We start from the raw sequence: 21068 nt of genomic DNA on the forward strand, positions 1-21068 counted from the left end.
GTCGCAAGGGTTGACCAGGTCACCTTCGACTACCGCATCGAGGGCGGTCCGCGCGGGACTGATGTTGGCACCGTGGAGTACACGATCCGCGCCACCTAGCCCGTGACCACGTCCGAGTGCGCAACAGGCACGCGATGCCAGGGACAGCGGCAGCGTCAGTTTGGAGTCGGGCCGTTCCCGTTACGGATCCTGAGCATCGCCGTCACACTGTGGGCGTGAGCGGGGGGATGGTGAGCGCCGGTCCGGTGGATGGGCAGAAGGGCCGCCTGGGACGGCCGTGGGTCCGGTGCGCGGTCGTCGCGGTGCTGGTGTGCCTGTTGTTGGCGGCTGCGGCAATGGGTGGCTGGTGGTGGACCCACCCTTCAAAGTTGGTGTCTCCCGTCTTGGGTGAAACCGGGGGACTGGTCAGGATGGTGGTCGAACCTGGCGAGGAGTACGTCGTGAGCGTGGCACAGCTCGCTCCCTCCGAGAGTCGCGAGCAGCTCACGTTCAGCGCTGCCGAGGTAGATGTCGTGCTGGCTGCATCGTCCGGAACGGGTGCGGTTAGTGGCATCGACACGGAGGTGATGACGTGCACCATGGACCCGGACTCAGACGTCGCTGTCGGGGCGGGCCCAGTCGCTGACGGCTGGCTGGATCCTTGTCTTGCGGTACGTCCGATATCGCGCAGCGGCGGCGTGATGGGAGGCGGTGAGGACGAGGAAGAGCTGCTTCTCCGGTTCCGCGCCGAAGGTCCGGCTCGGTACAAGCTGCGCGGCGTCGACCTGACCTACCGGGGCAAGGGGACCTTCGCCCAGCGCGGCACCCAGCGGATCCCGGCCAACCTCACCATCGTGGTCAAGTGATCCGCAGAGCCGGCTCTGACCCACCACCTGGAGCGCCAGGCGGGGCAGGTTGGGGTGGGGCGTGCAAGAGCGCCAGGGTGCTCGGTTCGGTCTTGGTGGTGATGGCGGTGGTTGCCTGTGCGGGCTACTTCTTGCCGATCGAGAGTCGGGTAGTCGACCGGCGTGACTCGCAGCTCCTCTTGTTGGGCATCGCCTCGCTGACGCTTGGAGGCGTGCTCCGGTGGGTCGGTGAGCGCGGACGGTGAGCGCCCTCGCGGGAAGGATGGGCGGGGTCCCGCGGGTGGTGTCAGGCCGACGGCGGAGGACGTGGCGAGATGAGTGGCGAGCGGGCACTACGCCGGGCGTGCTGGACCGGGCTGAACACCGGTTGCCTGCCGTCCCACCTACCGCGGGGCAGCGTGAGGTCGTGCTGGCAGCTCAGCGTGGGAGCAGCCGCAAGCGGGTCAGGCATGGGCGGATCTCTTGGGCGACGCTCAGTCGGTGCTTCTATGCCGGAGGACTTTCGTCCACAACACCCGGTTCCTCGACCTCACCGCAGCCACTGACCTGACCATCCACTCCTACGGCCACAAGTGCTCCTGCGCGGCGGAGTCCGAGACGGCCCCCACCGCGCACCACTTCAACCGCTCGGACGTGCTGCGAGTCGACCCGCGCGTAGCATCGCGCCGTGACCGCGTCAGGTGGCCGCAAGTCAGGCGACAAGCGGCAACGTCGACTCAGGGATGCCTATGGGCGGGAAGACCCTGCCGCCCGGGCGCTGTACTCCGGCATGGGGAAGTGGGCCAACGGCATCGCGGGAGCCTTCTTCGGCATCGCCAGTCTCGTCATGTTGGTCCTGATGCTGGCTGCCGAGCCGGGACAGAGAAGTCAGTTCGCCTGGCCGCTCCTTCTCAGCCTGATCTTTGTCGGATTATCCGTGTACGGCTTCCTCCGGGGCAGGTTGCAGGGCCCCAGGACCTAGGCGCCTCTTCGGGCCAGATCGGACCGACCTGCGCCCTGACCTCGAAGGTCCACGGACTTGCCGAAGTCCCGCCGACTGCCTCCCACCACCTGCTCCAATCGCGGACCGCAGAGGCCAGGAAGGTGAACAGCCCGCCTGTGAACAGGACCACCCCCAACGAAATGCGCTGTTGCGCCACGATCGAGCGCGGTTCGCGCATCATCTGCAGCAGCTAGCCCAACCCCACCAGAACCAGCCCGAGCTCGCACTGGTCGCGGCTACTCTCCGTGCCCTTACTGCTGGTATCGGCGGGATCCAGCGGCGGGGCACCGCGCTTGTCGGCACGCCGGCTCCGGGTTATCGCCGTGACAACCAGCAAGGCGCCGCCCACCAACACGGCTGCTGCCTCAGCGAAAGGAGGGGCAACCCCTCGAGTGACGCCCGTGGGGAGTTCGGACGCTGGACCGTGCCACGGGCGCACCATCAGTTGCGACAGGTTTCGTGATGGCAGTGCGCTGCCGCTCGGTTCCCGGCACGATCGCGGTCATGGCGCACACCGCAGGGCTCTCCCGGTGGGAGAGGCGCGCGATCGTGGCCGCCTTCGCGCTGACCGCAGCGTTGCTGCTGGCCGCCACGTGGGTGCCTTCCCGTACGGGCTTGGAGGGGAAGGTCGCCGACAGGCCTGGCGTGGTCCAGGTTCGTGCCCTGGACGCCTACGGGGGAGCAAGCGACTACCCCTTCCAGCGGATGCCTCTGCGGGTCGAGGTCACGATGGACCAGGACGCGACCGCTGGTGAGGTGCTGGCGGTTTTCGAGGCCTACGACAGTGCCATCGACGGCGGCGGCCTGATCTCGATCGACGTGACCCTCGCCGGCCCGAAGAGGGCGGTGCTGTCGACGGGCGAGGGCGTCCACGGCACCCGGGAGGCGGCGCAGGAGCTGGTGGTCGCGCAGGCCGACGGCAACGTCGCCACGTACCGGCGGGAGGCCTATCCGGTGCTGCCGTTGGTGGAGGTGGACCTCGTCCGTGGCGGATTCGATGAGGTGGTGGCGGTCGCCGACCGCTACCGCAGCGTCGAGGACCTTGAGAGCGTCTCGGTCGCCTCCGGTCGCTTCGCGCTCGTACGCGATGCCGGCAACGAGGACCAGCGCATCACCGACGCGCGTCAGCGGCTGGTCCAACGGGTCGAGGTCCCACTCGAGCTGTCTGGAGCGATCGTGTCCGGCCGCGGTCCGCTGGACTTGTGCATAGAGCCCGAGGACGCGCAGGCCCTGAAGCGTCTCGTCGGAGACGACCCGGAGTCTGGGACCGTCGGCCAGGTCGCGGTGCTCCGACCCTCGGCTTGCGACCGCTGACCGAATGGCCGCGCTAGGAGCGGCGGCTCTGATCGTGTGCTCGGCCGCTGCGGTGGACTGGCCGGGCCGTCGACAGCGGTCCGGCCATGGACTCCGGCCGGTTCGTGGGGCCGCCGCATGCAGTTGCTTGCGGGACTCAGCCGGCGTCGTTCTTGCGGTCGGCTCGGGTGAAGACGGCCAGCACGGCGACCTGGCCCTTGGTGGGCGTGGCGAGCTCGCGGATCTGGATCGGTGTACTGGCCGGGTCCGCGGCCTTCGGGGTCTGGGGGAGTCGGGCGACCTGGGGTTGACCGGGCTGGACCTTCGCGGCGTAGGCGTCGTCGACGATCACGCGCACGTCGGAGTCCGCGCCCTCGCCGATGACGCCGACAAGGATCCAGCGCTCGGCGGAGGCGGCGTCACCTCGGAGACTGGCGGGTAGCTCGAGGACGCGCAGCTCGCCGTTGCCGCCCTCGTAGGCCGTGGCGGCGACGTAGTCGACGTCGCCGATCCTGATGGTCTGGGGCAGGGTGGCGCAGGTGTCGTCGGCGGATTCTTCGCAGCTGCTGGGGATCTCGGCCGAGTCGTCGGTGCTCTGCCAGTCGGTGCTCAGACGCAGTTCGCCGGTGGGTATCGGGACGCTCGGGCGCGCGCCGGACGTCGCGTCGTCGTCGTCGCTCCCGGAGGCCAGGGGTGCGTCGCAGCCGCTGAGCAGGAGCACGGTCGCGGTCAGGCAGCTGGCCACGCCGGTGGCCCGAGTCTGGTGCATGACGTCTCCCTGTGGGTCCTGTGGCGCATGGCGACGGGGAGACGAAGTGTGCCCGAGAGGCGACCAGCACCTCGCGAACTTCATGACATGACCGGGTTTCGGGCCTGCCCTGGCATCGGCGCTGCGGGAAGGAGGCAACGCTGACTCGGTCCGCGGACGGTGCGGTGCGATCCACCTAGGATCCAACGGTGAGCTTCGTCGCCGGTCTTCTCTACGTGGCTGCCGCTCTCGTTGGTCCGCTGGTCGCGCTCGTGATCTGTGGTGGCCTCGCGAACACCCGTCAGCCCCGCTGGGTCTCCCTGGGCGCGATCGTCCTCGGTGCGGTGGTGGCGGTCTGCTCCGTGGCCTACTGGTACCTGTGGGGGCTGGCCTTCGATGACGCCGACGTGTTGCGTGCGGTCTCCCCAACGGTGGAGCGTGCGATGACAGTTGCTCTGTCGGTGAGCGGGGCCTGCGTCCTGGGCCTCGTCGCCCTCGCCTGGGCCAGCGTCACTCATCGTCCGTCAGTGCGCTCGAGTAGATGGTGAGGGAGTGGTTCACTGCCTCGGTGGCGTTGACCTACGAGGACCTGCTGGCTGCGCTGGACCCGGTGTCCGTCCCGGGGACACCACTGACCCTGCGCGTGACGGACTGGTGCGTCACCCCGGGCGCAGCGCCCCGGCTGAGCTGGGCCTTCGACGATCCCGGTGTTGAGGGCGCGGTTGTGGACGGGGTCACCGCAGTACGCGGTGATGCCGCGCGGCAGGTGTGGCTGGATGTCCAGCTGGACGCGGCGTGGACCTTCAAGATGATGACCGACAGCGACTGGACCCCTGGGATGGCACCGACGCGCCGGGAGTGGCGTCCCGACGAGGCATGGCGGGCGCTGCTGGCCTACCTGGGGCAGGGCGGCGCGCCGGTGACGGTGTCTGACGATGAGGTTCGGGGTCTGAACCTGACGTTGCGGGGAGTGACGCCGGAGTCGTGGGCCGCGTACCTGAACAGGGTCGACAACCGCGCGGATGACGAGCCGGACGCTGACCGGGGCAGGGAGATCGTCCCCGTCGGCACCCCCACAGCGGCCGGGGCGCTACCGCTGTGGGCCGACGACGAGCTCACCTGGGGCTTCGGCGATGCGAGGGTGCTCGCGCTGGTGAACGGGGAGCTCACGGACCCGATGCGTCATCGCACTGAGCGACGGCTCGCAGAGGATGAGGAGGGTGTCGAGACGGGGCCAGACTCGGCTGCCGGGGCCTTTGGCCCGCGGGGCGTCGAGCTTCCATAACTCAGTTGGGGATGCGGCTTCGCACACCTGCGTCGTTGACCATGGGCTGCAGTCGAGGCTTCTCCTTGGAGTAGATCGGCTCGCTGCTCGCGTGGTAGGTCGCCTTGTGGGGCGAGCCACCCGTCCATGCCGCACCCTCGGCTGCGATCAGCGCTACGGCAACGTGGGACGGCCAACGGGATCACAAGCTCCACTTGAGGTTGCGCCGGCACATGGGCGGACAAGCCGAAGGGTCCCGGAAACAGCGGGACCGAGACAGCGCGTCCTCGGAACTAGAAGCCTCGTTCCAGGATCCGCACAACTCCGCGCAGGTCAGGGAGCTGATGCGCAGGTCAGATCTGTATTTCCTATCCACCACAGGGGCCGGGATCGAAAGTCCATCCCGACGACGGGGACGAACCGGTGTCGTCCGACGGCACTCATCGATCCGCCGCAAGTATGTCGCAACCCTCGACCGGGTGATGTGTGCGGCTTCGCCTCGAGACTCGCTCGGCAGCTCGCGGGGACCCGCCGCCAGCACGTGATCTGACCAGCCAGCCGGGGCGGCTGCTCCTCTTGGGCTGCGGCTCCTGCGAGCGGAAGAGCTCGCAGGCCTAGGGCCGGCGGTGCTTGGCGACGTACGCCACGAGAACAGCGACGCAGCCCGCCTGCATCGCGAACGTGAGGCCGCGCATGACAGCCTCGGCTGGCTCGACGACCCGCCCGAGCAGCCCCAGAGACACCAGCCCGAGAAGCAGCAGTGTCGCCGCGAGGGCGAGCCCTGTCGCGATGACGACGCTTCGCTCCTCGCGTCGATGCTCGCGCTCCATCACTCGGATGCTGCCTGAAGGCCATGCCTCCGTCCAGACCTGCTGGGCGCACCGTGTGGTGGGGCCAGGGTGAGACTGCCGGGTCGCAGCCGCGTCCTGCCGCCGTCCCGGGATCGTGCATGAGGGAACCGCCGCGGCACCGGCTGCGTCCCTCCTCTGTGGGATCTCGGCAGGCTCGGCTGGCGGTGTTGGTCGGCGCGATGGCGCTGGCGGCGTCGTCGTGCTCGGGCGACGGTGCCGGGCCGGAGGATGCCTCGCAGCGTCCGACCGGTGGCGCGCAGGAGACGGCCTCGCCGGGGTCGACGACGACGCCGTCCGGGCCGCCGTGCCCGCGAGAGCTGCCGCGGCCGTCGGCAGGCTCGGCCGTGCTGGGCAACACGGACCCGGCCGCGGCCGCGCCGCGACTGCCAGCCTTCACCCAGGCATGGCGGTGCGTCTACCGGGGCAGCGAGACGGACGACGGGCGGGACGAGAGCTGGGTCTGGGAGCGTCTGGGGGCCGCCAGCGACGTCGCCGACAGCGACCTCGAGCGGTACGCCGCCGCTCTGACGGACCTCAGACCGGCCCCGGCCGACCAGGTCTGCACCCTCGACCTGGGGCCGCGAACGCTGCTGGTGCTGGAGCACGACACCGGTCGCGTCGGCGTCCTGGCCGATCGCTTCGGGTGCGGCTCGGTGCGACTGACGGACGATCCGGCCCAGGTGCCGGCGGGGGAGGCCACCACCGAGGGGATCGTGGCCGGGGTGCTGCAACCCTCGGCTGAGCTGCGCCTGCTGATGGACGCGCTGCGCATCGAGTGACGGCGCCGCGTCGCCGGGCCTGCCCAGGGACCGGGGCCGTGTCACGCGCCCGTGGGGTGCAGGTGGCGGGTCGAGGCGTGGCGTCGGGCCCAGGTCAGGGGGTAGTCGGCCACGGCCTCCCAGCCGGGTGCCCCGCAGGTCCAGTGGTCCCGGCCCTCGAACTCGTGGTAGTCGGTGAGCGCGGGCGACTTCTTGTAGTGCTTGGCGTTGGAGCGGTTCACCGACGGGGGCATGATGTGGTCCTTCTCGCCGGCGATGAAGAGCAGCGGCGCCCGGTCGGCGGCGTAGTCGACCCAGGTGTCCTGGTGGCCGGGCTTGAAGTGGCGAAGAGGCCGTACTCGAAGACCCAGTGGCCCGGCGCCGGGATGGCGTAGCGCTCCCAGCTGGCGGGGGAGTCCTCGGCCGAGAGCGTGTTGGCGAAGGCGTAGTGCCACTCCTCGGCGGTGAAGCCGACCGCCTTCTTGCGGTTCGCGGGGTTCTTCAGGGCCGGGAAGAGCGACCTGGCCTGGGAGATCGGATTGACCCGCACGCCCTCCATGGGTGCGGAGTCGATGACGACGCCGGCGGATCCCAGGCCCCGGGCCAGGAGCAGCTGGGTCAGGGTGCCGCCGAAGGAGTGGCCCATGATGATCGGCGGGGTCCGGACGCCGGCGACGACGTCGGCGAGGTGCTCGACGGTGTCGTTGACCGACAGCTCGGCGATGAGGTCGGGCTTCTCCCGCAGTGCCTCGACCTCGATGTCGAACCCCGGGTAGGCGGGGGAGGACCGTGAGTCCCTGCGCCTCGAGGTGGGGCACCCACTGCTCCCAGCTGCGGGGGTGACCCAGAGCCCGTGGACGAGCACCACGGTGTCGGGTTCGGTGCTCGTGCTCGTACTCGTCGTCGCGTCGGCGGTGCGGTCCATGGTGCTTCCTCCTGGGAGGTCGAGGGGTGGGCCCGAGAGGACAGGGGTGCGGTCAGGGCTCGACGAAGGCGAGCAGGTCGGCGTGCAGGCGCTCGCGGTCGGTGTCGGGCAGCGCGTGCGGGCTGCCCGGGTAGACCTGCAGCTCGGCGCCCGCGACCAGCTGCGCGGAGCGCTTGCCACCGACCTCGAAGGGCACGATCTGGTCGTCGTCGCCGTGGATGACCAGGGTGGGGACGTCGAGCTTGGCCAGGTCCGGGCGGAAGTCGGTCGCGGAGAAGGCGGCGATGCACTCGTAGGCGGCCCGGTGGCCGCACGCCATGGACTGCAGCCAGAAGGCGTCGCGGAAGCCCTTGTCGACGTCACCACGACGGTTGTGTCCGAAGAACGGCCCGTCGGCGAGGTCGCGGTAGAGCTGGGACCGGTCGGCGGCCTCGCCGGCGCGGATGCCGTCGAAGACCGCGAGGGGCAGGCCCTCGGGGTTGTCGTCCGCCTGCAGCATCAGCGGTGGGACCGCGGAGACGAGGACGACCTTGGCGACGCGGTCGCTGCCGTGTCGACCGACGTAGTGGACGACCTCGCCACCGCCGGTGGAGTGACCGACGAGGGTGAGGTCACGCAGGTCGAGGTGGTCGACGAGGCAGGCGAGGTCGTCGGCGTAGGTGTCCATCTCGTTGCCGTTCCAGGTCTGCGACGACCGACCGTGCCCGCGACGGTCGTGGGCGATCGCCCGGTGCCCGTGCTGGGCCAGGAACAGGGCAGCGGCCTCCCAGGCGTCGGAGCTCAGCGGCCACCCGTGCGACAGCAGCACCGGCGTCCCCTCCGTGCCCCAGTCCTCGTAGAAGATCTGGGCTCCGTCTTCGGCGGTGACGAACGGCATGGGGTCCTCCGGGTGTCGGGGTCGCGGGCCTCGGTCGAGCCTCGCCGCCCCGGGCACCGCGTGGACCACGTGAAGCACGTAGTCGCTGCCGTCGCGGCCCGGGAGGTCCTAGTTCTGCTGCTGCGGCAGGTGGTCTGCCAGCTGGCGACGCGAGGAGACGCCGAGCTTGGCGAAGACCTTGCGCAGGTGGTACTCGACCGTGTTCGGGCTCAGGAACATGGTGGCCGCGATCTCGGCGTTGGTGTGCCCGGCGGCGGCCAGCCGCGCCACGGTCGTCTCCTGCACGGTGAGGTCTGGGCCGGGGGCGTCGCGCGCTGCCTGGGGTGGCTCGCCTGCGGCCTCGAGCTCGCGCAGGGTGCGGTGGGTGAACCAGACGGCCTGGGACTGCTCGAAGAGCTCGGCCGCTCGGCGCAGGTGCGTCGCCGCATCGCCCCGTCGCCGCCAGGTGGGCGTCGTCGACCGTGCAGACGGCGGGCTGGTCCGCGCTCGCGGCGGCGAGCAGCCCCAGCACGCCCAGTCCGACGAGGTAGCGGTCGGGCGGGGGTCCCTCCGCCACCCCCGCCGCGACCTGGAGCGCCTGACGGTGACGCTCGGGCAGTCGCGTGACCCGGTCCCGCCGGGGGGTGCACCAGCCGTTGCAGGGCCGCGAAGGGCATCGTCGACTCCGCGGCGTACCCGTCGACCCGCAGCAGCCGCACGCCGGTCAGGGTGCCGGTGCACGTGCGCAGCAGGGTGGTCTTGCCGATGCCCGGCTCGCCGCTGATCCACATCGCTCCGCCGCGACCGTTGCGCGCGCTCCCCAGCAGCCCCGCCACGCGGCGGACCTCGCGCTCGCGTCCGAGCAGTGGCCGACCCTCCACGCTCCGACGCTAGGACCGCTCGGGCCTCCGCGCCGGGGGCGCGGGGCGGCTCAGGACGGGCGGGGATGGAGCGACAGCGTCTCGCTGCGCTCGAGACGGTGCACCGTGCCCGACCCGAGGGTGTCGTCGGCCAGGACCAGGAAGCGCTCGAGCGGGTCGCGGAAGACGCGGTAGTCGTCGTGGTGCACCGGCAGCACGCCGTGGGGGGCGATGCGGCGCGCGAAGTCCACGCCCTGCGGCGCGTCCATGGTGACGGTGTGCCAGAGCAGCCGGGTGCCACCCAGGTGCAGGACGAGCAGGTCGATCTCGGGGTGGCGGCGCGCGACCTCGTCGACGTGCTCCCCGGTGAGGGTGTCGCCGCTGAGGTAGACGCGGTACGGCGCTCCGCCGCTCGCCTGGTACTCCAGCAGCGTCCCCATCACCGGTGGCAGCAGCGGGCGGAGCGCGCCACGGGCGTGCAGGCCGGGCAGCGCGCGGATGCGCAGGCGCTCGTCGTCCTTGACCAGCCAGCGCTCCTGCCAGGTCTCGAGGCCCTCGGCGTCGAAGCGCCAGCGTCGCAGGCGCCGGGCCGCGGCCGGCGTGGTGAGCACCGGTGGCTCACGGGAGAGCTCGCGCCGCGCCACGCGGTCGAAGTGGTCCCCGTGCAGGTGGGAGAGGACGACGGCGTCGAGCGCGGGCAGCTCGGCGGGCGACATCGCCGGCTCGGTGAGGCGACGGGACCACAGCCCCTTGCCGAGGTAGGCCCGCTGCCCGCGGTGCAGGAAGTTCGGGTCGGTGAGGAGAGTGAAGCCACCGAGCCGGATCAGCGTGGTGGCGGTGCCGATGAAGCGCACTCGGCCGAGCTCGGGCACGGGGACCTCCCCGGGGATCGTGGGCGCGACAGACGCGGCCGCCGCGGACCCGGCACCGTGGTCGGCGCCGGGTCCGGACGGATCAGCGGCCGGGCAGCCGGTCCAGCTGGTTGCGGACCAGCGACTGGGGACGCTGCTGCTCGCCCTGGACGGCGCCCATCACGACCAGCGCGCCGGTGACGGCCGGGATCGCCCACTGCGTGACCTTCAGCTGCTGCTGGGCCTTCTTGAGGGTCTCGCTGGCGTCGCCCTGGGGCTCGGTGGCGCCGACGGCACCCTCGTGGGCGTGCTGGTCGACCTGGCGCCCCAGGTAGCCGGCGTACGCCGTCAGCCCGGCAGCGGCGACCGTGAGCGCGGCCTTGACGACGGTGTTGGCCCGGGCGCCGGGCTGGGTGGCCACGCGGGACTTGTTGGCGCCGATGAGACCGAGGCCGCCCAGGGCGTGCAGCCCGATGGCCGCCGCGTTGACGGGCGTCCACCTGGCCCAGCCGTACGCCGCCAGCTTGGCGCGCTCGGTCGGGTCCTGCGCCTGGGCGCTGGCCCCGTTGAGTCCGACCGCGCCCATGAGCGAACCGCCGAACCACGCGGCGAGTCCCAGGTCGTGCATGCTGCGGACGCCGGTGCTCTTCTCTGACATGTGTGTCTCCTTCGGTGTGCCGAGGGGTCGGCTTACCCGCACGCCGGTCGTCCAATCGGCCACCTGCCTGGGCGGACCGGCCGCGCGACCGGTGTCGGGCGCACATGGCACGACGGGCGCCTGGTCGGGCACCCGGGTGCGGTGCCACCCGCCACCGTGACCCGCCCGTCCTGGGCGGTCGGCGTGGGGGAGAACGAGGGGTCGGTCGCCGACACCTCGGCGGCGCTCTGGGTCGTCGCTCCCGTGGGACAGGTCGGCTGGTACCGATCGCCCGAGGACGCGCGCGGCCACCGCTACTGGGACGGTGAGCGGTGGGACGTCGCCGGGACGGGGCAGGTGCCGGCGCACCCGAGCACGTGAAGGGGCGATGACCCGGGCGCGGAGCCCGAGGGAACGCCCACCCCCGACGAGCAGCGGGTCGGCTGACGGGGATGGGCGTTCACCCCGGCGCACTGCTTGACCCGAGCCACGTCCCTGTGCCCGTTGTCCGGGCGTGGAAACTCATTGCCGCTGCGAGGCGGATGAGGCGTGCTTCCCCGTGAGGAATGTCTCCTACGAGGGCGGGTATCCGGCGCGGCACCAGGAGCCGGAGTGCTCCCGCAGGGGGCTCCCCGGCACCACGAGTCACGCACGCGCGGTGTCGGGGAGCGACCGGCGGCGCGGCCGTGGGCCGGACGCGTTTCCCACGTCCGGGCTAGGAGCGCAGGCGGTCCATCCAGGCCTCGATCTCGTCGGGGTCGCGGGGGAGGGCGGCGGAGAGGTTGCGGTGGCCGTCTGCGGTGACGACGACGTCGTCCTCGATGCGGATGCCGATGCCGCGCAGCTCCTCGGGCACGAGCAGGTCGCTGTCCTGGAAGTAGAGGCCGGGCTCCACGGTGAGGACCATGCCCTCGGCGAGGTCGCCGCCGGGGTAGGTGTCGGGGTCGGACGCCGCGCAGTCGTGCACGTCGAGGCCGAGCATGTGGCTGGTGCCGTGGAGGGTCCAGCGGGCGTAGACCCGGCTGTCGGGGCTCAGCGCCTCCTCGGCCGAGCAGGGGAGCAGCCCCAGCTCCGCGAGGCCGTGCGCCAGCACGGTCATCGCGGCCTCGTGCGGCGCCCGGAAGGCGTTGCCGGGGCGCACGGCGTCGAGTCCCGCCTCCTGCGCCGCGAGCACGAGCGAGTAGAGGTCGCGCTGGAGCGGGGAGAAGCGTCCGTCGACGGGGAGGGTGCGGGTCACGTCGGCGGTGTAGAGCGAGGTCGCCTCGGCGCCCATGTCGAGCAGGAGCAGGTCGCCCGCGGTGACCGGGCCGTCGTTCTGCGTCCAGTGCAGCACCGTGGCGTGGCGACCGCCGCCGACGATGGAGTCGTAGCCGATGTCGTTGCCGTGGGTGCGGGCACGCCGGAAGAAGGTGCCCTCGATCCAGCGCTCGCCGTGCTCGAGCACGCGGTCCCACTCGCGCACGGAGTCCTCGAAGCCGAGAGTGGTGGTGTCGCAGGCGCCCTGGAGCTCGGCGACCTCCCACTCGTCCTTGACGAGGCGGAGCTCGGAGAGCACCCGGGCGAGGTCGGCGTCGCGGCCGGGGTCACCGGCGGCGAGGGCGTCGACGCGGGGGTCGGCACCGCGGAGCACGCGGGTCTTGGCGTCGCGCCCGAGCTCGGCCGGCAGCTCGTCGAGGTGACGCGTGGTCACCCCCAGGGAGTCGGAGATCTCGCGGAGTGACGGACGGCGCCCCGCCCACAGCTCGCCGTACTGCCGGTCGCGGAAGAACTCGTCGGTCTCGCGCGAGCTGCGGGGGCGGGCGTAGAGCACGGCCTCGCCGTCCTCGAGCACCAGCACGGCGTCGCTGGTCTGGTTGCCGCACAGGTAGGTGTGGGCCGTCTCGGCGCGGAAGCGGTAGTCGGTGTCGTTGGCCCGCACCTTGAAGCCGCCGGCCGGCACCACCAGCCGCTCGCCGGGGAACTGCTGGGCCAACCGCTCGCGGCGCCTCGCCGCCCAGGGCGTCACGGGGTGGGCGGGCAGGTCGAGCCCGGTCTCGGCCCACCCGGTGCGCATGAAGTCGGCGTACGCCGCCGGGACCGCCGGGTCGTGGCTCTCGACGTGCTCCTCGGTGGAGGACGACAGGGTGGCGGTGGTGTCGGCCGGGGTCTCGGGCTGCTCTGCGCTCACCCGGCCATCCTAGGAGGCGCCGACCCGTCGCCGCCCCTCCGAGCGACGGGCGGGGGGTCGCTGCTCGATACGCTCTCGCCCATGCCCGCCCGCCGCAGCTCCGTCGCCTTCACCGTGTCGGTGTCGGTGGTCCTTGTGCTCGGCGCTTTGGTCATCGCGCTGGTGCTGCTGCTCTCGGGAGCGCCGACCGCGCTGGTCGTCGGCGCCGTGCTCGCGGCGCTGCCGGTGGGCCCGCTCGTGGCGATCTTCATGTGGCTCGACCGCTACGAGCCCGAGCCCCGCTCGCTGCTGCTGCTCGCGCTCGGCTGGGGCGCCTTCGTGGCCACCTCCGTGGCCCTGGTCCTCCAGCTCGGCTCGTCGGTGCTGATCGGCGCCGACGACGTCTTCGGCAGCGCGGTGGTCGCGCCGGTGACGGAGGAGGCGACGAAGGGGCTCTTCATCCTGCTCCTGCTGTGGTTCCGCCGGCACGAGCTCGACGGCGTCCTCGACGGCCTGGTGTACGCCGGCATGGTCGGGATCGGCTTCGCCTTCGTCGAGAACATCCTCTACCTCTCCGCGGCCTACCAGGGCGACGGGACGCAGGCCGGCGGGATCGGCGGCGCCGTCGTGCTCTTCCTCGTGCGCTGCGTGCTCAGCCCCTTCGCCCACCCCTTCTTCACCGCCTTCCTCGGCATCGGCGTGGGGATCGCGGTGAGCAGCCGCCGTCCCGCCGTGCGGGTGGTGGCACCGCTGCTGGGCTACGCCCTGGCGGTGGGGAGCCACGCGGCCTGGAACGGCTCGCTGGTCCTCGACGACGGGCGCAACGCCCTGTCGACCTACGTCTTCTTGATGGTGCCGGCCTTCCTGCTGCTCAGCGGCTTCGCGATCTGGGCGCGCTCCCGGGAGCGGCACCTGCTCACCCGGGCGCTCGACGACTGCGCCCGGCGCGGCTTCGTGCACCCCGCGGAGATCCCGTGGCTTGCCTCGATCCCCGCCCGGCGCACCGCCCGGCGCCACGCCGAGCGGGTCGGGGGCAGGGCCGCGCGCACGGCGATGGCCGACTACCAGCGCGAGGCGGTCGAGCTGGCCTTCCTGCACCACCGCTACCTGCGCGGCACCGCGCCCGACGGCTTCGACCGGATCGGCCAGGGGCACGTCGAGGCGCTGCATGCCCTCCGGCCGCGCGTGCTCTGGCCGCAGCCGACGCCGGGCAGGTACGCCGCGATGCCGCAGGTGCCCCAGGTGGGGGAGCCCCGTGGCTGAGGCTGCCGGCCGGATGCTCGAGACGCTGGGCGAGCTGCGTACGGCGCTCGACCGGGTCGCCCTGCCGCTGGACCTGCCGGGCGTCGCGGGGCACCGCGCCCGGCAGGCCGAGATGACCCACCAGCTCGACGACTACGTCGTGCCACGGCTGCGCGAGCTCGACGCGCCGCTGCTCGCCGTCGTGGGCGGCTCGACCGGCGCCGGCAAGTCGACGCTGGTCAACTCGCTGGTCCGCCAGCGGGTCACCGAGCCCGGGGTGCTGCGTCCGACCACCCGGTCACCGGTGCTGGTGCACCACCCCGGTGACGTCGCGTGGTTCGACCGGGGCCGGGTGCTGCCCGACCTCGAGCGGGTCACCCGCACCACCGACGACCCCGGCGCCCTGCGGCTGGTCGCCTCGCCGACGCTTCCCCGCGGCCTCGCGCTGCTCGACGCGCCCGACATCGACTCCGTCGAGGAGCGCAACCGCGTGCTCGCCGGGCAGCTGCTCGCCGCCGCCGACCTCTGGCTCTTCGTCACCTCCGCCGCGCGCTACGCCGACCAGGTGCCGTGGGACTTCCTGCGCCAGGCCGTGGAGCGCAGCGCGGCGGTCGCGATCGTGCTCGACCGGACGCCCGACGCGGCGCGCCACGACGTCGCCCACGACCTTGCCCGGATGCTGGTCGCCCGCGGCTTGAAGGACTCACCGCTCTTCACGGTCACGGAGTCGCCGCTGGGCGACGACGGCCTGCTGCCCGAAGCGGTGGTGGGCGACGTCCGCGCGTGGCTCGAGGACCTGGGGGCCGACGTCGAGGCGCGGCAGCGGGTGGTGCGACAGACGCTCGACGGCGCGGTGCGTGCGCTGGCCCGCGGCAGCTTCGCCCTCGCCGACGCCGCCGACGAGCAGGCCACGACCGCGGCGCGGCTCCGCCGGGAGGCCGAGGCGTCGTACGCCCGTGCCGTGACCGAGGTCGACGAGGCCACCGCCGACGGCACCCTGCTGCGCGGCGAGGTGCTGGCCCGTTGGCAGGACTTCGTGGGCACGGGGGAGCTGCTGCGGGCGCTGGAGTCGCGGCTCGGCGCGCTGCGCGACCGCCTCACCGGGGCCCTGCGCGGGAAGCCCCAGCAGGCCGAGCGGGTCACCGTGGCCGTCGAGTCGGGGCTGCACTCGCTCCTGGTCGGGCACGCCGAGGCCGCGGCCGAGCGCACCGACGCCGCCTGGCGCGGCGACCCGGCCGGACGGTCGCTGCTCGAGCCGGCGGGCGACCTGTCCCGGGCCTCGCGGGAGTGCCGCGAGCGGGCCGAGCGCCTGGTGCGCGACTGGCAGCAGGCCGTGCTCGAGCTGGTGCGCAGCGAGGGGGCCGACAAGCGCGGCACCGCCCGTTTCCTCGCCTTCGGCTTCAACGGCCTGGCGGTGTGCCTGATGGTGGTCGTCTTCGCGTCCACCGGCGGGGTGACCGGCGTCGAGGTCGGCGTCGCCGGCGGCTCGGCCGTGGTGGGGCAGAAGCTGCTCGAGGCCGTCTTCGGCGACCAGGCCGTACGCCGCCTCGCCGCGGCGGCGCGCCGCGACCTGCGCGACCGGGTGGAGCAGCTGATGGCGGCCGAGCGCGCCCGCTTCACCGACCTGCTCGACGCCCTGCCCGTCGGTGACGAGGGCGCCGAGCACCTGCGCACCCTCGCCCGGCGGCTCGACGACACCCGCTTCGCCGCGGAGGCGTCGCCGTGAGCCCCCGCACGGGTCTCGTCGAGAGCGCCAAGCGGCTGCTGCGACGCTCCGACCGACTGGAGCAGCGGGTGGCTGGCCTCGAGCAGGTGGTCGAGCACGGACGCGGGCGCCTGCCCGACGACGTGGTCGGCGCCGGTGCGGCAGTCGTCGCCCGGGCACGTCGGCGCCTCGACCTCGCCGGGTCGCACACGGTGGTCGCGCTGGCCGGCGCCACCGGCTCGGGCAAGTCCTCGACCTTCAACGCGCTCGCCGGGGTCGACCTCGCGACCGTGGGCGTGCGGCGTCCGACGACCTCGCACCCCACCGCCTGCGTCTGGGGCGAGGAGCCGGCCGACGAGCTGCTCGACTGGCTCGAGGTCCCGCCGCGTCACCGCGCGCTGCACGGCTCGAGCCTCGACGACGACCGGGTTCCCGACCCCGAGCTCGACGGGCTGGTGCTGGTCGACCTGCCCGACCACGACTCCACCGAGGTCGGCCACCACCTGCAGGTCGAGCGGCTCGTGGGCATGACCGACCTGGTGGTCTGGCTGCTCGACCCCCAGAAGTACGCCGATGCCGCGGTGCACCGGCGCTTCCTCGAGCCGATGGCGGCCCACCGCGACGTCTTCCTGGTGGTGCTCAACCGCATCGACGAGGTGCCCGCCGGCGAGCGCGAGGCGGTGCTGGCCGACGTACGACGCCTGCTCGACGCCGACGGCCTCACCGACGTGCCGCTGCTCGCCGCCTCCGCCCGCACCGGGGAGGGCCTCGACGCGCTCCGTGCGGAGGTCGCGGCACGGGTCGCGGGGCGCACCGGGTCACGCGCCCGCCTCGCCGCCGACGTCGACACGGTGGCCGCGCGGCTGCGGCAGGCGCACAGCGACGCCGACCCCCGGGAGCTGCGGCCCCGCGACCAGCGCGCGCTGCACGACGCCATGGCCGAGGCGGCGGGCGTGCCCGTCGTCGTCGGGGCGGTGGAGCGCGCCACGACGGCTCGCGGACGGCAGGCGACCGGGTGGCCGGTGACCGCCTGGCTGAGCCGGCTGCGTCCGGACCCGCTGCGGCGGCTGCGCCTCGACTCCGGGACCACGGGCGGCGACGTGGTCGTCGCCGCCAGGTCCTCGATGCCGGCGACCGGCCACGTGGGCCGGGTCAGGCTGGAGTCGGCGGTGCGCGAGGTGGGGGGAGTCGGCGACGCGCTGGGCCCGGCGTGGTCCCGGGCGGTCCGGGCTGCCGCCGCGTCGCGGCTCGACGACCTGGAGGACCGGCTCGACGACGCCGTCGGGCGCACCGACCTGGGCACCGCGGGGTTGCCCTGGTGGTGCCGTCCGGCGCAGGCCGTGCAGTGGGTGTTGCTCGCCGCCGCGGTGGTCGGGGCGGTCTGGCTCGGCGTGCTCGCGGTGATGGGATTCCTGCAGCTCCCCGCTCCCTCTACGCCCGACTGGAGCGGCGTCCCCCTGCCCACCGGACTCCTGGTCGGTGGGGTGCTGCTCGGCTGGCTGCTCGCGCTGCTGGCCCGCGCGGCGCTCGGGATGGCGGCGCGGCGACGGGCGCGCCGGGCCGAGGCCCGGCTGCGCGCCGCTGTGACCGAGGTCGCCGACGAGCTGGTGGTGGGGCCGGTCCGCGCCGAGCTCGAGGCCCATCGCCTGGTCACCGAGGGTCTCCGCGGCCTGGGCCGCTGACCGGCTGCCGTCCACAGGGGCGGCGTACGGACCACTTCTCCACAGTCCTCGCTCGGGGCCGCCCGGACGCGCCCGCACGGGGTGCACTGACTCCGTCCGCCCCCGAGACGACAGGAGACCAGGGTGAACGACAGCTACGTGACGCTGCAGGGATGGGTCGGCGGCGACGTCGAGCGCAAGGTGGCGGGGGAGGCCCCGCTGGCCACCTTCCGGGTGGGCTCGACGCCGCGGCGACGGCGCGACGGCGAGTGGGTCGACGGCGAGACCCAGTGGTTCACCGTCACTTGCTGGCGCACGCTGGCGACCAACGTCGCGGCGTCCGTGCGCAAGGGCGACCCCGTCGTGGTGCACGGACGGGTGCGGGTCGAGCGGTGGCAGCGACAGGACGGCACGACCGGCGCGGCCTGGGTGGTCGAGGCCAGCTTCGTCGGGCACGACCTCAACCGCGGCACCTCGGCCTTCGCCAGGCCGGCCCGCCCGGTGGAGGAGCAGCCCGCCGCGTGAGGCGGGGCCGGCGGCGTTCTAGGCTGGCGGCACCATGGCTGACTACGTCCTCACTCTGCGCAACGTCCGCAAGGCCCACGGCGACAAGGTGGTGCTCGACAACGTCACGTTGTCCTTCCTGCGCGGCGCCAAGATCGGTGTCGTCGGTCCCAACGGCACCGGCAAGTCCTCGCTGCTCAAGATCATGGCCGGGCTCGACCAGCCCAACAACGGCGACGCCATCCTCGACCCCGGCGCCACCGTCGGCATGCTGCAACAGGAGCCTCCGCTCAGCGAGGGCCGCACCGTGCTGCAGAACGTCGAGGAGGCCGTCGGCGAGATCAAGGGCAAGCTCGACCGCTACAACGAGATCTCCGAGGCGATGGCCGACCCCGACGCCGACTTCGACGCGCTGCTGGCCGAGATGGGCGAGCTGCAGACCGACCTCGACCACGCCAACGCGTGGGACCTCGACTCGCGGCTCGACCAGGCGATGGACGCGCTGCGCTGCCCGCCGCCCGACGAGATCGTCGACCACCTCTCCGGTGGCGAGCGCCGTCGGGTGGCGCTGTGCAAGCTGCTGCTCCAGCAGCCTGACCTGCTGCTCCTCGACGAGCCCACCAACCACCTCGACGCCGAGTCCGTGCAGTGGCTCGAGGGCCACCTGAAGTCCTACCCCGGCGCCGTGCTCGCCGTGACCCACGACCGCTACTTCCTCGACAACGTCGCGGAGTGGATCGCCGAGGTCGACCGCGGCCAGATCCACGGCTACGAGGGCAACTACTCCACCTACCTGGAGACCAAGAAGGACCGGCTCAAGATCGAGGGGCAGAAGGACGCCAAGCGCGCCAAGATGCTCGAGAAGGAGCTGGAGTGGGTCCGCTCCAACGCCAAGGCCCGCCAGACCAAGAGCCGCTCCCGTCTCGCCCGCTACGAGGAGATGGCCGCCGAGGCCGAGCGCGCCCGCAAGATCGACACCTCCGAGATCAACATCCCCGCCGGGCCGCGCCTCGGTGACGTCGTGCTCGAGGCCGACCACCTCGGCAAGGGCTTCGAGGGCCGCACCCTCATCGACGACCTGTCCTTCAAGCTGCCCCGCGCCGGCATCGTCGGCGTCATCGGCCCCAACGGCGTCGGCAAGACCACGCTCTTCCGGATGATCACCGGCAGCGAGCAGCCCGACAGCGGCGAGCTCAAGGTCGGCCAGACGGTGAAGATCTCCTACGTCGACCAGAGCCGCGGTGGCCTGGACCCGCAGAAGAACGTCTGGGAGGTCGTCTCCGACGGGCTCGACTTCATCAAGGTCGCCAACTTCGAGATGAACTCACGCGCCTACGTCGCCTCCTTCGGCTTCAAGGGCCCGGACCAGCAGAAGAAGGCCGGCGTGCTGTCGGGCGGGGAGCGCAACCGGCTCAACCTGGCGCTGACGCTGAAGATGGGCGGCAACATGCTGCTGCTCGACGAGCCGACCAACGACCTCGACGTCGAGACGCTCTCCTCCCTCGAGGACGCGCTGCTCGACTTCCCCGGCTGCGCCGTGGTCACCTCCCACGACCGGTGGTTCCTCGACCGCACCGCCACCCACATCCTGGCGTGGGAGGGCACCGAGGACGAGCCCGGCCGCTGGTTCTGGTTCGAAGGCAACTTCGCGGCCTACGAGGCCAACAAGGTCGAGCGCCTCGGCGTCGAGGCCGCGCGTCCGCACCGGGTGACCCACCGGCGGCTCACCCGCGAGTGAGGCTCCGACCGGGTGGCGCCGGTCAGCGGATGTCGGTGCCGGCCGGGAGTCCCTCGAGCAGCCGGTCGCTGACCTCGTCGAAGACACGGCCGAGCGCGGCGAAGTCCTCGCGCGTGGCGAGGTCGACCAGGTGCTGGCGCACGCCCCGCACGTGGCTCGGGGCGGCGTCGACCAGGCGCCGGTAGCCCGCCTCGGTCATCACGGCCTCGACGCCGCGCCCGTCGGCGGCGGCCGCCTGGCGGCGTACCAGCCCGTCGCGCTCCATCCGGGCGATCGTGTGGGTGACCCGGCTGCGCGAGTGCGAGAGCGAGTCGGCCAGCAGCGCCATGCGCATCCGGTGGTCGGCGGACTCCGAGAGCCGGACCAGGATCTCGTACTCGCTCAGCGAGATGCCGTGCTCCTCGCGCAGCTCGCGGTCGAGCCGGGAGAGCAGCAGCTCGGTGCCCATGATGTAGGCGCGCCACGCCTGTTGCTGGGAGGAGTCCAGCCACATGCCGTCCCGAGGGGAGTTCATGGGCGGAGTCTAGGAGAAGCCTGTGGGTCGCGAAGTTCCTGGCGCGCGGAGGGAATAGAGTGCCGGCATCAGTAGTTGAGCCGTCAACAACCCGCCACCGCACCACGAGGAGCACCCATGACCACCGACACCGCCCTGACCGCCGGCACCTGGACCATCGACGCCAGCCACTCCGAGGTGGGCTTCACCGTCCGCCACCTGATGAGCAAGGTGCGCGGCCAGTTCACCAAGTTCGAGGGCACCATCACCACCGGCGAGAGCGTGGCCGACACCCGCGCCGAGGCCGTCATCGACCTCAACAGCATCGACACCCGTGACGAGACCCGCGACGGCCACCTGCGCTCGGCGGACTTCTTCGACACCGAGACCCACGGTCAGATGACCTTCGTGACCACGTCCTTCGACGGCGAGACCGCCGCGGGCGAGCTCACCCTCAAGGGCGTCACCAAGCCCGTCGAGCTCGACGTCGAGTTCCTCGGCCAGGACACCGACCCCTGGGGCAACCAGCGCGTCGGCTTCGAGGCGACCGCCACCATCAACCGCAAGGACTGGGGCGTGGACTTCAACATCCCGCTCGACGGTGGCAAGGTCCTCATCGGTGACAAGGTCACCATCCACCTCGCCGTGGAGGCCGTGCAGCAGCAGGGCTGACCCGCCCCGCTCCACCTCCCGCGAGACCTGTCGTCCG

The 21068-nt window shown here is 72.5% G+C and carries 24 protein-coding genes; 13 read left to right on the forward strand and 11 right to left on the reverse strand.

Annotated features, from left to right (window positions below; translation table 11 throughout):
- The first annotated feature begins 215 nt into the window (after nt 1–215).
- From IG63_RS0115255 to IG63_RS0115275, 3 genes are all read left to right on the forward strand, one after another.
- Nucleotides 216–845: a hypothetical protein gene (locus IG63_RS0115255; protein WP_157210217.1), complete on the forward strand. Its 630-nt coding sequence runs from the start codon at nt 216–218 to the stop codon at nt 843–845.
- A 667-nt stretch (nt 846–1512) separates the two neighbouring features.
- The gene (locus IG63_RS0115265) at nt 1513–1806 is read left to right on the forward strand and encodes a hypothetical protein (RefSeq protein ID WP_157210218.1); all 294 of its coding nucleotides are present in this window, start codon (nt 1513–1515) and stop codon (nt 1804–1806) included.
- A 525-nt stretch (nt 1807–2331) separates the two neighbouring features.
- Nucleotides 2332–3141, forward strand: coding sequence for a hypothetical protein (locus IG63_RS0115275; RefSeq protein WP_157210219.1), 810 nt, complete (start codon nt 2332–2334; stop codon nt 3139–3141).
- A 136-nt stretch (nt 3142–3277) separates the two neighbouring features.
- Here the strand turns inward: IG63_RS0115275 and IG63_RS0115280 are convergent, their stop codons facing one another.
- The gene (locus IG63_RS0115280; RefSeq protein WP_030485223.1) at nt 3278–3889 is read right to left on the reverse strand and encodes a hypothetical protein; all 612 of its coding nucleotides are present in this window, start codon (nt 3887–3889) and stop codon (nt 3278–3280) included.
- A gap of 188 nt (nt 3890–4077) precedes the next feature.
- Here IG63_RS0115280 and IG63_RS0115285 point away from each other — a divergent pair, with 188 nt between their 5' ends.
- Nucleotides 4078–4416: a hypothetical protein gene (locus IG63_RS0115285; protein WP_030485224.1), complete on the forward strand. Its 339-nt coding sequence runs from the start codon at nt 4078–4080 to the stop codon at nt 4414–4416.
- Nucleotides 4417–4436: 20 nt separating this feature from the next.
- Nucleotides 4437–5153, forward strand: a complete 717-nt coding sequence (locus IG63_RS0115290) for a hypothetical protein (protein WP_157210220.1) — start codon at nt 4437–4439, stop codon at nt 5151–5153.
- A 593-nt stretch (nt 5154–5746) separates the two neighbouring features.
- Here IG63_RS0115290 and IG63_RS0115295 read toward each other — a convergent pair.
- Nucleotides 5747–5962 carry a hypothetical protein gene (locus IG63_RS0115295; protein ID WP_157210221.1) on the reverse strand — a complete coding sequence of 72 codons (216 nt, stop codon included), beginning with the start codon at nt 5960–5962 and terminating at the stop codon, nt 5747–5749.
- Nucleotides 5963–6327: 365 nt separating this feature from the next.
- On the opposite strand from IG63_RS0115295, the gene IG63_RS0115300 reads away from it, so the two are divergent.
- Nucleotides 6328–6762 (forward strand): hypothetical protein, encoded by a 435-nt coding sequence (locus IG63_RS0115300; RefSeq protein WP_157210222.1) that lies wholly within the window; start codon nt 6328–6330, stop codon nt 6760–6762.
- A 41-nt stretch (nt 6763–6803) separates the two neighbouring features.
- Here IG63_RS0115300 and IG63_RS22240 read toward each other — a convergent pair whose 3' ends face one another.
- The 7 genes from IG63_RS22240 to IG63_RS0115325 form a co-directional block, all read right to left on the reverse strand.
- The gene (locus IG63_RS22240) at nt 6804–6995 is read right to left on the reverse strand and encodes a hypothetical protein (RefSeq protein WP_084597232.1); all 192 of its coding nucleotides are present in this window, start codon (nt 6993–6995) and stop codon (nt 6804–6806) included.
- Nucleotides 6980–7666, reverse strand: coding sequence for an alpha/beta hydrolase (locus IG63_RS20890; protein ID WP_084597233.1), 687 nt, complete (start codon nt 7664–7666; stop codon nt 6980–6982). The genes IG63_RS22240 and IG63_RS20890 overlap by 16 nt, the downstream gene beginning before the upstream one ends.
- Before the next feature lie 52 nt (nt 7667–7718).
- Nucleotides 7719–8543, reverse strand: coding sequence for an alpha/beta fold hydrolase (locus IG63_RS0115310; protein ID WP_030485228.1), 825 nt, complete (start codon nt 8541–8543; stop codon nt 7719–7721).
- 108 nt (nt 8544–8651) lie between these two features.
- Complete coding sequence (locus IG63_RS23985; protein WP_281174303.1) at nt 8652–8828, reverse strand: helix-turn-helix domain-containing protein; 177 nt, start codon at nt 8826–8828, stop codon at nt 8652–8654.
- Nucleotides 8753–9403: an ATP-binding protein gene (locus tag IG63_RS23920; RefSeq protein WP_157210232.1), complete on the reverse strand. Its 651-nt coding sequence runs from the start codon at nt 9401–9403 to the stop codon at nt 8753–8755. The genes IG63_RS23985 and IG63_RS23920 overlap by 76 nt, the downstream gene beginning before the upstream one ends.
- A gap of 50 nt (nt 9404–9453) precedes the next feature.
- Entirely contained in the window at nt 9454–10254 is an 801-nt protein-coding gene (locus IG63_RS0115320) for an MBL fold metallo-hydrolase (protein WP_030485229.1), read from the reverse strand.
- A gap of 82 nt (nt 10255–10336) precedes the next feature.
- Nucleotides 10337–10891 carry a hypothetical protein gene (locus IG63_RS0115325; protein ID WP_030485230.1) on the reverse strand — a complete coding sequence of 185 codons (555 nt, stop codon included), beginning with the start codon at nt 10889–10891 and terminating at the stop codon, nt 10337–10339.
- Nucleotides 10892–11032: 141 nt separating this feature from the next.
- Here IG63_RS0115325 and IG63_RS0115330 point away from each other — a divergent pair, with 141 nt between their 5' ends.
- The gene (locus IG63_RS0115330; protein ID WP_030485231.1) at nt 11033–11251 is read left to right on the forward strand and encodes a DUF2510 domain-containing protein; all 219 of its coding nucleotides are present in this window, start codon (nt 11033–11035) and stop codon (nt 11249–11251) included.
- Nucleotides 11252–11585: 334 nt separating this feature from the next.
- Here IG63_RS0115330 and IG63_RS0115335 read toward each other — a convergent pair whose 3' ends face one another.
- A complete protein-coding gene (locus tag IG63_RS0115335) occupies nt 11586–13037 on the reverse strand; it encodes an aminopeptidase P family protein (RefSeq protein ID WP_245604456.1) in 1452 nt (483 codons plus the stop codon).
- Nucleotides 13038–13118: 81 nt separating this feature from the next.
- Between IG63_RS0115335 and IG63_RS0115340 the strand changes: the two genes are divergently transcribed.
- The 5 genes from IG63_RS0115340 (at nt 13119) to ettA (ending at nt 19866) form a co-directional block, all read left to right on the forward strand.
- Nucleotides 13119–14279 (forward strand): PrsW family intramembrane metalloprotease, encoded by a 1161-nt coding sequence (locus tag IG63_RS0115340; RefSeq protein WP_051706950.1) that lies wholly within the window; start codon nt 13119–13121, stop codon nt 14277–14279.
- A complete protein-coding gene (locus IG63_RS0115345; protein WP_245604457.1) occupies nt 14272–15984 on the forward strand; it encodes a dynamin family protein in 1713 nt (570 codons plus the stop codon). Before IG63_RS0115340 ends, IG63_RS0115345 begins: the two co-directional genes overlap by 8 nt.
- Nucleotides 15981–17645 (forward strand): GTPase, encoded by a 1665-nt coding sequence (locus IG63_RS0115350; protein WP_211249348.1) that lies wholly within the window; start codon nt 15981–15983, stop codon nt 17643–17645. Before IG63_RS0115345 ends, IG63_RS0115350 begins: the two co-directional genes overlap by 4 nt.
- 123 nt (nt 17646–17768) lie before the next feature.
- Nucleotides 17769–18149 carry a single-stranded DNA-binding protein gene (locus IG63_RS0115355; RefSeq protein WP_051706953.1) on the forward strand — a complete coding sequence of 127 codons (381 nt, stop codon included), beginning with the start codon at nt 17769–17771 and terminating at the stop codon, nt 18147–18149.
- A 34-nt stretch (nt 18150–18183) separates the two neighbouring features.
- Entirely contained in the window at nt 18184–19866 is a 1683-nt protein-coding gene (gene ettA / locus IG63_RS0115360) for an energy-dependent translational throttle protein EttA (RefSeq protein WP_030485237.1), read from the forward strand.
- A gap of 22 nt (nt 19867–19888) precedes the next feature.
- Here the strand turns inward: ettA and IG63_RS0115365 are convergent, their stop codons facing one another.
- A complete protein-coding gene (locus IG63_RS0115365) occupies nt 19889–20380 on the reverse strand; it encodes a MarR family winged helix-turn-helix transcriptional regulator (protein WP_030485238.1) in 492 nt (163 codons plus the stop codon).
- A gap of 117 nt (nt 20381–20497) precedes the next feature.
- Here IG63_RS0115365 and IG63_RS0115370 point away from each other — a divergent pair, with 117 nt between their 5' ends.
- Nucleotides 20498–21031: a YceI family protein gene (locus tag IG63_RS0115370; RefSeq protein ID WP_030485239.1), complete on the forward strand. Its 534-nt coding sequence runs from the start codon at nt 20498–20500 to the stop codon at nt 21029–21031.
- Nucleotides 21032–21068 lie beyond the last annotated feature (37 nt).

Source organism: Nocardioides aequoreus (genome assembly GCF_000720335.1).
Lineage (GTDB): Bacteria > Actinomycetota > Actinomycetes > Propionibacteriales > Nocardioidaceae > Marmoricola > Marmoricola aequoreus.